Annotated in this window: 9 protein-coding genes; 4 read left to right on the top strand and 5 right to left on the bottom strand. The window is 46.0% G+C overall.

From position 1 onward, the window contains the following. Positions 1-34: 34 nt before the first annotated feature. Positions 35-619: a GNAT family N-acetyltransferase gene (locus tag EBO34_RS09275; RefSeq protein WP_183163786.1), complete on the bottom strand. Its 585-nt coding sequence runs from the start codon at positions 617-619 to the stop codon at positions 35-37. Positions 620-796: 177 nt separating this feature from the next. Here EBO34_RS09275 and EBO34_RS09270 point away from each other — a divergent pair, with 177 nt between their 5' ends. Beyond that, positions 797-1,372 (top strand): hypothetical protein, encoded by a 576-nt coding sequence (locus EBO34_RS09270; RefSeq protein WP_122897607.1) that lies wholly within the window; start codon positions 797-799, stop codon positions 1,370-1,372. Positions 1,373-1,611: 239 nt separating this feature from the next. Here EBO34_RS09270 and EBO34_RS09265 read toward each other — a convergent pair whose 3' ends face one another. Further along, entirely contained in the window at positions 1,612-2,787 is a 1,176-nt protein-coding gene (locus EBO34_RS09265) for a KamA family radical SAM protein (RefSeq protein ID WP_122897606.1), read from the bottom strand. 222 nt (positions 2,788-3,009) lie between these two features. Between EBO34_RS09265 and EBO34_RS09260 the strand changes: the two genes are divergently transcribed. Together EBO34_RS09260 and EBO34_RS09255 are read left to right on the top strand one after the other, a co-directional pair. After that, positions 3,010-4,398 carry an aspartate aminotransferase family protein gene (locus EBO34_RS09260; protein WP_122897605.1) on the top strand — a complete coding sequence of 463 codons (1,389 nt, stop codon included), beginning with the start codon at positions 3,010-3,012 and terminating at the stop codon, positions 4,396-4,398. A gap of 30 nt (positions 4,399-4,428) precedes the next feature. Continuing rightward, positions 4,429-5,283, top strand: a complete 855-nt coding sequence (locus EBO34_RS09255; RefSeq protein ID WP_122897604.1) for a MurR/RpiR family transcriptional regulator — start codon at positions 4,429-4,431, stop codon at positions 5,281-5,283. A gap of 776 nt (positions 5,284-6,059) precedes the next feature. Here the strand turns inward: EBO34_RS09255 and EBO34_RS09250 are convergent. The 3 genes from EBO34_RS09250 to EBO34_RS09240 form a co-directional block, all read right to left on the bottom strand. Further along, complete coding sequence (locus EBO34_RS09250; RefSeq protein WP_122897603.1) at positions 6,060-8,033, bottom strand: TRAP transporter permease; 1,974 nt, start codon at positions 8,031-8,033, stop codon at positions 6,060-6,062. A gap of 237 nt (positions 8,034-8,270) precedes the next feature. Continuing rightward, a complete protein-coding gene (locus EBO34_RS09245) occupies positions 8,271-9,311 on the bottom strand; it encodes a TAXI family TRAP transporter solute-binding subunit (RefSeq protein WP_122897602.1) in 1,041 nt (346 codons plus the stop codon). 403 nt (positions 9,312-9,714) lie between these two features. Continuing rightward, the gene (locus tag EBO34_RS09240; protein ID WP_122897601.1) at positions 9,715-11,088 is read right to left on the bottom strand and encodes an MATE family efflux transporter; all 1,374 of its coding nucleotides are present in this window, start codon (positions 11,086-11,088) and stop codon (positions 9,715-9,717) included. Positions 11,089-11,213: 125 nt separating this feature from the next. Between EBO34_RS09240 and EBO34_RS09235 the strand changes: the two genes are divergently transcribed. Beyond that, entirely contained in the window at positions 11,214-12,098 is an 885-nt protein-coding gene (locus tag EBO34_RS09235) for a helix-turn-helix transcriptional regulator (RefSeq protein WP_122897600.1), read from the top strand. The last annotated feature ends 10 nt before the right edge of the window (positions 12,099-12,108 follow it).

The following is a 12,108-nucleotide window of genomic DNA, read 5'->3' as shown; positions in this document are numbered from 1 at the left end:
TGTTGCCCTATCATACCATTTTCCTCGAGATAAATCACTTGTCTCCGGGCTGGAACGCTGTGGTGGAGGTGATTAATTCCATACGGTAAACATCGGCGTAAGTGCCGTCTGACTGAAGGATGTGATTGTGAAAACAGCCGACGGGTTCAAAGCCTATATTAAGGTATAGAGCAATCGCCGGTTCATTGTTGGTAAGAACTTCAAGACTGACTTTGTTAATGGTCTCTTGTTTTTTCGCCCAGTCAACGATTGTTTCCATAAGGTGCCGGCCCAAACCAAGGGAGCGGTAAGGCTTCGCGACAATAAGACCTATATGACCGTGGTGCCTCATTTTCTTAATGGGTTGTTCCGGCTCGAAAGAAGCAATTCCACAGAGCGTTCCCCCGTGAAGAGCAGTTATAAGGAGGTGATAGGGCGAATAAAGGGAATTGTAAACCCGCTGGGCCTGTTCTCTGACCGTAAATGTGTACTCGTCTTCCGTTAAAATTAGTCCGACATCTTCTTTAATAACTTCTTTTGTGAGCTTTCTCATTTCTGTTGCGTCAGATGTGTGAGCCGTCCTGATTTTAACAGACTCACCGTTTTTCATTTCATATACACCTGGCTGAATATAGGCCATGGTTGTCCTCCAAAGTATATGACGTTGCATTTCTACATTATGATATGGATTAAAAACGGTGCGTTCCTCACGGTTGGACCTTGTGTGGTTATCACGAGTGACATTTCTGTTCATATGATAAAAAGGGTGTGGAATTCTGTAATATCGACTTACACACATAAAAAGGAGTGTGCTTGGATGAGCTGCAACTGTGGGAAGAACAAAATGATGGGAATGGGTCAGATGCCCGGAGGCCCGAACGTGATGGGAATGGGTCAGATGCCCGGGGGCCCGAACGTGATGGGAATGGGTCAGATGCCCGGGGGCCCGAACGTAATGGGAATGGGCCAGATGCCCGGGGGCCCGAACGCAATGGGAATGGGCCAGATGCAGGGGGGCCCGAACGTGATGGGAATGGGTCAGATGCAGGGGGGCCCGAACGTAATGGGAATGGGTCAGATGCCCGGGGGCCCGAACGTAATGGGAATGGGCCAGATGCCGGGAGGTCCCAATGAGATGATGGGCAACCCTTATCATGGGATGCCCGAAAACGGCCAGAATGGAACAGGGATGCCGATGATGCCCGGAAACGGTCAGAACGGAACCGGAATGCCAATGATGCCGGGGAACGGCCAGAATGGAACCGGAATGCCGATAATGCCAGGGAACGGGGGGCAAATGGGGGCGCCGTCAACACAGCAGGGAATGAACCAGCGAAGCGGCATGTCGCATATGGGGTATATGTCTGTAGATGACGATGGTTTTGATTATTAAATAGATTAAGTCAAGTGAGATAATGGACTGAGAAATCCTGACCTTCCGATAGTGCATGAGGCCACTGATAAAAAGTGCAACCGTTACGCTCATTGCTTAGAAGGCACTGGAAAAGTTAAAGATCGAACTTTATCAGTGCCTTCGTGCATAAGGAAAGGGACGAATTTCTTATAAATGACCCGAGCCGGATTCACTGCAAAAGGCACCCGCTATAAGCGGGTGCTTTTCAGATATCCGGCTTATTTCGTTTCCATAGGAGCTTTTTCTTTCTGGCTGATCTTTTCATTTGCGGATTCAAAGGATTCGAGCTTTTTCCCCGGTTGCTTCCAGTGTTCTTTGTTTCCGGGTAAATCGTCAAACCACGAAGCATCTTTCGGACAGTCAAGAACCATGAACTTGCCATACTCACCGTCACGGGACTGGTGATATTTAAGGTAGGCTTTTCCATCCTCGATGGCGAGGATTTCAACTTTTCCAGACGTGTGACTCATGGACAGGCGAACCCGTTTACCAAGTCCCGAAGTAATGCCTTTTGCTTTTTCCACTGCATGGTACGCTTCTTCCAGGGTCAGCACAAAATCGTTGTTTCCTGCCACAGGGCGGTTAATGAAGAAGTAGTATGGGGTTACACCGGCCCAGGACAGTTTATCCAGTAATTCAGCGAGGACCTCGGGTTCATGATTGATCCCTTTCAGGACAGGAGTCTGATTTACTACAATGGCCCCGGCATCATGCAACGCTTCAAACCCGCGCTTCGCCTCCTCTGTTATTTCTTTAGGGTGGTTAATATGGGCCATCACATAGATTCTTTTTTCAGCTGTGGAGTACTCTCGTATGAGCTTAAGGAGCTCTTCATCTTCGTAAATCCGCATTGGATTAAATACAGGCATTTTTGAGCCCAGGCGGATGATTTTAACATGATCGATTTCACGGAGCTGTTCAATAATACGACGAAGTTTTTTTGTGGCCAGAATGAGAGAGTCTCCACCCGTAAGAAGCACATTGTTAATTTCCGGGTGTTCTCTTATGTACTCAATTCCCGGCTGGACATCAGACATGGCTTCTTTAATGTCGTTCCGGAACAGACGCTTGCGGAAACAATACCGACAGTACGCACCGCATACTTCAGAAACAATGAGAAGAGCTGTGGTTGTGTATTTGTGCTGACAGCCGGGAACAACGTAGTTTGTATCTTCATCGGAAGCATCCCAACGTCCATATTCCTCGAGCTCCCCTTCATTTGGAATAACAAGTTTTCGAATGGGATCGTTCGGATCTTTCCAATCAATAAGACTAAGATAATAATCATTTACTCTGAAAACAAACTTGTCAGTAATCTGCTTTAATTTCTCTTTTTCTTCGGCAGGAATGTGTTCGATCTTATCAAGGTTCATAATGTACTTTGGTTGCGCCATTTTTTAGCCCTCCTTGTTAATTTTCTCTAACCTCTATCCAGGCTCATTATAACAATATTATATGAATTTGGCTAATTTTTAGAATAGTTAAAAACTTTTGGAATATATCATTCATTTTTAAAAATGGGCGAAATTTTCTCTTCATGTACAAGCCATTATGTCATATAATGAAGTAAATACTTCAAAAAAATGAAGGAATGAAAGAGAGGCGTTTAACTACCAATGGCAATTCATCATTTTTCACATCCCCTGCCCCAATTTTTCAATAAAACGAAAGAGTCATACCGGATCTATTGTGAGAGTGAAAAACATATGCCCGGAGGGGTAACGGCGAATATTAAACATTTTTCTCCATATCCGATCGTCATGAAGCATGGCATCGGTCCGACACTGACGGATGTTGATAATAACGAGTATGTAGACTATTTAATGTCGTATGGCGCATTGGCTCTGGGGCACGGTCATCCCCGGATACAACAGGCACTTCAGCAGCAAATACTTACAGATGGCACGTACTTATTTGGAGCACCTCATGAACTTGAAACAACATTCGCAAAAAAAATAAAGGAGTACATTCCATCAATGGAACTTCTCCGCTATACAAACTCAGGAACAGAGGCGACACTCCTGGCACTGAGGCTTGCTTATGCTTTCACGGGAAAAACAAAAGTGGCGAAGTTTGAAGGACATTACCACGGCGGCTATAATGAGATGCTCTACAGTATTAATCCGGATGAGAAAAAAGCAGGGCCTATAGAAGAACCGGTAACGGTTCCGGAATCCGCAGGCCTTTTGCCAGGCGGCGATGCCAATACGATTATCCTGCCATTTAATCATCCTGAAGCTTGTGAGCGGCTGCTGAAAAAACATAGCCGGGAACTCGCTGCTGTAATCATTGAACCTGTCCAGGGAGGATTTATCCCTGCAGATCAAGAATTTATAACAAGGCTGAGAAAAGTCACGGAAGAAGAGGGGATCGTCCTTATTTTCGACGAAGTAAAAACCGGTTTCAGGTCATCGCTGGGAGGAGCCCAGAATGTCTATCAGGTCACTCCCGACCTCACAACTCTCGGAAAAGTGGTGGGCGGAGGTTTTCCGTTCGGCATTGTCGGCGGGAAAAAAGAAATTATGGACGTTTCCAGCCCGAAGACGGGAAGCGATGTATTTGATACAATGCAAAGTAAAGGATCATCTGCAGAAGAAACCTTGTTTCACAGCGGAACCTATAATGGCCACCCAATGATTTTAGGGGCAGGACTTGCGACCATTGAACTGCTGGAATCGGAATTCAGGAATACCTTAACCTTAGCGAATGAGCTCAGAAACGAGCTTGAATCATTCTTCAAACAAAAAGCCGTACCGATGAAAACGATTGGAATGGGAACCATCTTTAATCTTGTGTTTACAAATCAGGCGGTTAAAAACTACAGAGATATGAGTAAAACCAATCTTTTTTTCAGAAAAGAACTGGACTTACACCTAATAAATGAGGGCATTTATACAAAGCCTTTGAACAGGTACAGTATTGCTACCGTTCACGGTGACCGTGAGCTGAAAAAAACAATGGATGCTTTGCATTACGTGTTTACAAACAGACTCACCGGATCGTAATGGCCGCATTGGAAAAAGGGGCGCTTGACGATGTTTGAAAATGAAGTCTATGAGCGAATGATTAACCATCAGGTCACAATGAGTAAATCTCATAAAAAAATTGCCAACTTCCTTATTGAAAACCGTGAGACTGCGCCGTTTCTTACTGCTTCAAAGCTGGCAAAACATGTCGGGGTAGGCGAGGCTACGGTAATACGCTTTGCGTTCTTCTTGAATTACAAAGGCTACCCGGATCTTCAGCGCCACCTTCAGGAAGCGATGCAGAGAAAGATGACGTCAGCAGAGGTTCTGGTTAAAACAACGGATAAAGATGGTTCGACTTCGGATGTTGTTACAGAGATCCTTGGAGATGACATTCAAAACCTGAAAACGACACTGAACCAGCTTAATACTGCCCACTTTGAGCAGGCGGTTAAGAACACCATCGAGGCGGACAGAATTTATATTATCGCTTACCGGAGCGCAGCCAGTATAGGAAGTTTTCTGGAGTTTTATCTGGATATGGTTTTGCAGAACACTGAAATGATACGTCAGGGAGACGGGGTTTCAGAGCACCTGCTGGATATCAAAGAGAACGATCTCGTTATCGGGTTTGGCTTCTCCCGATACACCAAAAGGACAGTGGAAGTCCTTAAGTACGCCAAACAAAGAGGGGCAAAAACACTCGTCATCACTGACCACTATATGAGCCCACTCGTTCCATTAGGTGATCTGAAGCTTATTGCAGCAACCGAAATAAACTCTTTTATCGATTCATTTTCAGCACCCTTAAGCATCGTCAACGCCCTCGTCACAGCCGTCACCCGCGCCGAGCACGTAAAAGTAGAAAAACGCCTCCACGACCTCGAAAGCCTATGGGATAACTTTGATGTATTTGAGGACTAACAGAACCACGGCCCGAACTCGGCCGTGGTTCTGTTAGTCCTATGCAATGAGCGAAGCCGGCACCCGGTCCTGAAAGCGAATCGGCGGCGTCATTCCGCCGGTTTGCGAGTGCCGAGCGGAGCCATAGCGCTGTATTAAGACAAAGGGGAATTAAAAGTACGGCCCGAACTCGGCCGTGGTTCTGTTAGTCCTATGCAATGAGCGAAGCCGGCACCCGGTCCTGAAAGCGAATCGGCGGCGTCATTCCGCCGGTTTGCGAGTGCCGAGCGGAGCCATAGCGCTGTATTAAGACAAAGGGGAATTAAAAGTACGGCCCGAACTCGGCCGTGGTTCTGTTAGTCCTATGCAATGAGCGAAGCCGGCACCCGGTCCTGAAAGCGAATCGGCGGCGTCATTCCGCCGGTTTGCGAGTGCCGAGCGGAGCCATAGCGCTGTATTAGGACAAAGGGGAATTAAAAGTACGGCCCGAACTCGGCCGTGGTTCTGTTAGTCCTATGCAATGAGCGAAGCCGGCACCGGTCCTGAAAGCGAATCGGCGGCGCCCTTCCGCCGGTTTGCGAGTGCCGAGCGGAGCGATAGCGCTGTATGAAGAGCAGAATAGGTGAGTCTGGGCAGGCTGCTGAGGAAGAAATTGGACTTAACCGTTAAAATGGAAACAGAACCCGTTAATAGCAGGAAAGAACCCGTTAATCAGACTACCCAACCCGTTAATGCCCAATCTTACTCCCTGCCAAAAGAAAAACCCGCTATCATTTTAGATAGCGGGTCGCATATTATTAAGCAGGTGCATTTCCTCTCGCACCCTCTGGATTACGGATTTTCTGAACAACTCCAATGACAATCAGAAGAGCAAGTCCACCCATGGAAATAAAGAGGTTTCCAGGGATAATAAGCATGATACCTGCAACAATCAGAAGGATGCGCTCATACCAGAATGGTTTAGCAAAGAAGTAACCCATCATGGCGGCACTGATCGCGACCATTCCGATAATGGCTGTCACAAGAACCGGAGTCAGAGTAGCAAATGTTGCGTTCTCCAGCAGGAGTACCGGGCTGTAAACAAATACGTATGGAATGATAAATGCCGCAATGGCAAGTTTCAGTGCGTTTACACCAGCCCTCATCGGATTCGCCCTGGCTATACCTGCGCCCGCATATGCGGCGAGACATACCGGCGGAGTAATGTCGGCAACAATTCCAAAGTAGAATACGAAGAAGTGGGCTGCGATCGGCGGCACGTCAAAGGCAATCAATGCCGGAGCGGCCATGGACGCTGTAACAACGTAGTTTGCCGTGGTCGGCAGTCCCATACCCAGGATAATACAAGCAATCATTGTAAAGAACAGAAGCAGGAACAAGCTGTCGCCTGCAAGAGTTAACAGGGCACCTGCAATTTTACCTCCAAGACCGGTAAATACAACGACACCTACGATAATACCGGCACTCGCACACGCTGCGATAACCGGAAGGGCGACACGTGCACCCTGCTCAAGAGCTTCAAGAATGCTTCGTGGTCCCATTCGTGTTTCTTTTCTGAACATACTTACAAGGAATGCCGTACCGATACCCGTTAATGCCGCAGCAGTAGGGGTGAAGCCGGTAACCAGCATATAAACAATCGTAAAGAGCGGCAGGATCAGATCCATTCGCTTAAGTAATCCCTTGGCTGATGGCAGTTCACTTTTTGGAAGGCCGTGAATGCCGTATCGTTTCGCTTCAAAGTGCGTCCCAAGAAAAACACCGGTAAAGTAAAGGAGTGCCGGGATAATACCAATTACAATAATATCACTGTAAGAAACATCACTTACATATTCTGCCATAATAAAGGCGGCAGCACCCATAATTGGCGGCATGATCTGACCACCTGTAGACGCTGAGGCTTCAGCAGCGGCCGCAAATTCAGGTCTGAATTTTGCACGCTTCATCATTGGGATTGTAAAGGAACCTGATGCTACTGTATTGGCAACTGAACTTCCCGTTACTGTTCCCTGCATAGCAGAAGCGGCAACGGCAGCTTTTGCTGTACCACCTGTGAAACGTCCTGTTAAACCAAATGCCAGGTCGTTAAAGAACTGACCTACTCCGGTTCTTACGAGCATAACACCGAAGAAAAGGAATAAGAAAATATACGTTGAGGAGATCTGGATCGGAATACCGAAGATCGCCTCAGAAGAGAAGAACAATCGTCTTGCGAGTCCGGACCAGTCAAATCCACCGTGGCCAAAGCCATAGGGGAGATTTGTCCCGAACAGGCCGTAAAGTATGGCCCCAAGGGCGATTATGACAATCGGAAGTCCGACAGCACGGCGGGTTGCTTCGAGGAGCAGTACAATACCGAGCGTTGCCACAACGATGTCCATTGTTTCAAAACCAATGATTCTGGCCGGACCGGTAATCCAGTCATAGCGGAATAAGATATAAAAAGAGCTTCCCATGGCAAGTAAAGCAAGAATAACATCATAGAAAGGGATGCCTTTTCTTGTAATCCCGGATTTTGTTGCGGGATAGATCATGAAGATAAGCCCCATTGCTGTTCCGAGGTGAACAGCACCTTGTACTAAGTATACGAGAGGTCCTACCGCCGGTGCTGCACGGTAAAGGTGAAAGACTGTAAGCGAAATTGCAACGAAGGCAATGACCCATTTCCATCTGCCCAGGTCCTGCCTGAATGTCGCTTCTTTGTCATATTTTGCGAGCATTTTCTTCTTTTCTTTTTCATCCATAGCTTGTTGATTTGTTAAATCTGCCATGCCATCACCATCCTTTCATTTGGTACGAATTAAAAACCGACGAAAAAGTAGGAGGGAGTTATGGGACTTCCTGCTTTTTCGTCGGTATTCCGCATCGTGTTCTTTAGCGGAGCAAAACATTCGGTACTTACGTTTTATCATAGTTCATGAGTGAAAACAATCTTTGCTCCGGAGAACAGAGATTTACTCTTTAAAAAAGGCCGGACACAAGTGGCGGGTCCGGCCGACAGTATACTATTAGTCTAAGTAGCCTTGCTCTTCAAAGAAGCGCTCTGCACCGGGGTGCATTGGAAGGCCGTCAGAACCATTCATGATATTCTCAGGATCAAGGTGCTGACCTTGGTCATGAGAAACGCTTTCCCAGTTTTCATAAAGAGCTTTTACAATTTCGTACCCAAGATCTTCGTCGATAAGGTCAGTAGAACCAACGAGGATTGCGTATGCAGTAATTGCGTTTACAGACTCATCCATGAAATCGTAGGAATCAGCAGGAATTTCCATCAGCTCATATCCGCTATTATCTTCGATGTAAGATACTGCTTCATCTGAAAGAGAAAGAAGCTTAACGTCACGCTGAAGCGCAAGTTCTTCGATGCTTCCTGCAGGTAATCCAAGAAGACCGAATGATGCGTCAAGGTTACCGTCCTGAAGGCGGCCTGCAGCGTCACCGAATCCTTCGTCGAATGCGTTGTAGTCTCCATCTTCAAGTCCGTATGCTTCAAGAATCATTTTAGCAGCGTCCTGAGTACCTGAACCAGGTGGTCCGATAGCAACGTTCATTCCTTCAAGGTCTGCAACAGTTTCGATGTCTGCATCAGCACGGACAACGATCTGCATAACCTCAGGATAGATGTGGCCCATAAAACCGAAGTTGTCGATTGTCATATCAAGCTCTTCGAATTCCCCGGAACCATCAACCGCATCAAGTGCAGGCAAGTGAACAGTCATACCAAGCTCAAGCTCACCGAGTCCGATGGAAGCAAGGTTCTCAACGGAAGCACCTGTTGATACAGCACTAAGGTCAAAGTCGTCGTAACCTTCGATATTTGCATTGATTACGTTAGCCATTTCCTGGCCAAGAGGATAATATGTACCCCCAGTACTGCCTGTACCAATTTGTAAACCGGAAACATCAACATCACCAGCAGCTTCTTCCTGGCCATTGTCGTCGCCTTCGTCTACAGTGCCGCCGTTCTCGTCAGTATCTCCGTCGCCACATGCGGACAGAAGCATACCAAGAGTCAAAGCGGAGGCAAACATTGTGTAGAACTTTTTCATGCGAATTCCCCCTTAAAATTTAATATAGTTTCATACTAACAAATGTATAAAAAATTGTTAGTATCCTGTTTACATTTAAGCAGAAATCTATGAAGTTGTCAAAAAGATAATGCTTTCAAAAATATAGTGAAGGGTTTATTCAATCAAAATCACTGTTTTGTCAGTATTTGTCGCTTACGCACAATTGTGTATGTTTAAATTGTAATTAAAGGAATAAAATGTATTTTTGTGTCCTGTGCTGTATAATAATACACAAAGATACATTATTAATACGGTGGTTAGCACAGCCGAAAAGATTAGTATTCCCTTTTTATAAATTTCACAAACATAAAAATTTTCAATCAACTTTCTTCCTATATAAATAGACAGCAAAAAACCAGAGGTTTCTCTCTGGTTTATTTTGCTATGCTTTTTTTCTGTCCTCTTCTCTTACAAAGGACATGTTCTGCCATTGTCGTCCCTTCCAGCGTTTCAGCATTAAAAGCCCTCTCAACCATTCATCAGCGATAAAGGAGAACCACACTCCCACAAGCCCAAGGCCTAGCAGGAGGCCTGCAGTGTAGGAAATCGTTACGGATACGCCCCACATTGAGAGGATACCGATGTATACAGGATATCTTACGTCACCGCCTGCGCGTAGGCAGTTGATTACAATTAAATTAAATGTGCGCCCGGGTTCGAGAATAACCGTGAGAAGCAGGAGAATTCCCCCGAGCTGAATGATGTCCGGGTTATCTGTAAAAATTGACAAAAGCTGTACCCGGAAAGCAGCAAACAGGCCGGCAGCCCCCAGTGTAACCCAAAGGCCGATCCATAAACTTCTCATACAGCGCCTGTAAGCTTCTTCAAACTTCCCTTCACCAACAAGGTGGCCGACAATGATCTGCGTTCCCTGTCCGATCGCGATGGCAAACAAAAAGGCAAACATCATAATGTTAGTAGTGTACACCCTGGTGGTCAGTTCAACGGTACCCATCGATGCAATAAACATCGTGATAACAACCTGGGATATGTTATAGGATAAGTGTTCACCGGCTGAAGGGACACCAATTTTCATTAACTGCTTAAGTTCAGTTTTTGGAAAGGCTTTAAAGATGAAAGAGAAAGGGAGCTCTCCGTTTACCCGTTTATAAAGAATGACCACGAGAACGGCCAGACCGAGCGTCCGGCTGGCTGCCGTGCTGATGGCCACCCCGGTGGCACCCAGTTCAGGAAAGCCCATCGGACCGAAGATAAACAGGTAATTTCCAACCACATTTAATACGTTCATGCCTAAAGTAATCCACATGGCATCACGAGTGAAGCCGTGACTCTTAATCACAGCTCCGGCTGTCATAATCAACGCCTGCACGAAGGCAAATCCGCCTACAATGCGCAGGTACATCAGGGCTGTATCCATCAGCTCTGGTGGAAGGTTCATTCCTCTTAATATCGAAGGACCTGAGAAAAACAGGACGGCGCTTAACAGAATGCCAAATACGAGGTTTGCGGCAAGTGAAACAACTGCAATCCTGCTCGCTTCAAGATCTCTTCTGGCACCAATATACTGTGCTATAAGAATGGTTGTTCCGGTCGCTACAAAACCGAACATCACAATAATGACACTCATAATTTGATTGGATACGCCGACTGCTGCCACGGCATTGTCATCATACTGGCTCAGCATCAGTGTATCGGCATTTCCCATTAACATATGGAGAAAAATTTCAATGAATATTGGCCACGTGAGGGCAAAGAGTGTCAGATTCTTTTTTGTTTTATCCTGGTGCTGTGCCATATGGAATCCTCCTGAAACAGTTATGGACAATTGCGAAATTTGATATATTAAGTTTATAGGCACACCTTGTGTTTTGGAAGGTACAATAACGATAATAATAGGACAAATCCGAACTGGAGGTTACGATGAAACTGTTAAATGCTACGGTGCCCCCATTGCCGGTATTTATTAAAGGCGGGAAGGGAAGCTTTAAAAAAGGTCAGAAACATTTCGCAAGGACATTTGAAGTGTTCGATCTTTTAATAGTAGAAAAAGGAACATTATATATGAAGGAAGAAGAAAGCACGTTCTCTGTTAAATCAGGGGAATACTTAATGCTTGCCCCAGGGATGTATCACGGCGGGTTTAAAGGATGTGAGGAACCGACCACATTTTTTTGGGTCCATTTCTCTTTTCCGGGATCATTCAGCCTCTCGGATGAAAAAGAGTTTGACTGGTCTCACGTTCTTTTAAAAGAAAGTACATTCACAGAGCCGGCAGCATTTTCACTGCACCTTCCCCGTTACGGGGAAATCAAGAAGAAGGAGCGTCTTGAGAACCTTTTGGAACACCTGAGTCTCCTTAACCACTCCCAGTCGCCGGTAGATAAGATGAAGCAGCAGACTCTTTTCTATGAAAGTCTCTTATTACTGCAGGAAGAAGCGATCCAGATTCCAACAAGTGCTGAAACGGTCGCTGAAGAGGCGATGCATTTTATAAAAAACCACTTCAGGGATTCGAAGCTCACCCTTGGAAAGGTGGCAAAAGAACTTTTATATCATCCTGATTATGTCACCAGATGCTTGAAAAGAGTGACCGGTCTCACCCCGGTGCAGTATATCAGCAGATATCGTCTGGAAGTGGCGAAAGATCTGTTGATTACCACCAACATGGATTTGGGTTCTGTATGTGTGGAAGTAGGAATCCAGGATCGAAGCTACTTTTCGAGACTCTTTAAAAAGATCGAAGGGGTCACGCCTGGAGAATTCCGGAGAATGCGGACGAAGGAAGCGAAAAAGAACGAAATGTAGGTCACCACAG

Source organism: Alteribacter keqinensis (assembly GCF_003710255.1).
In the GTDB taxonomy this organism is placed as follows: domain Bacteria; phylum Bacillota; class Bacilli; order Bacillales; family Salisediminibacteriaceae; genus Alteribacter; species Alteribacter keqinensis.
Note: the sequence above shows the minus strand (reverse complement) of the source record. Positions and strands in the feature narration are given on the sequence as shown.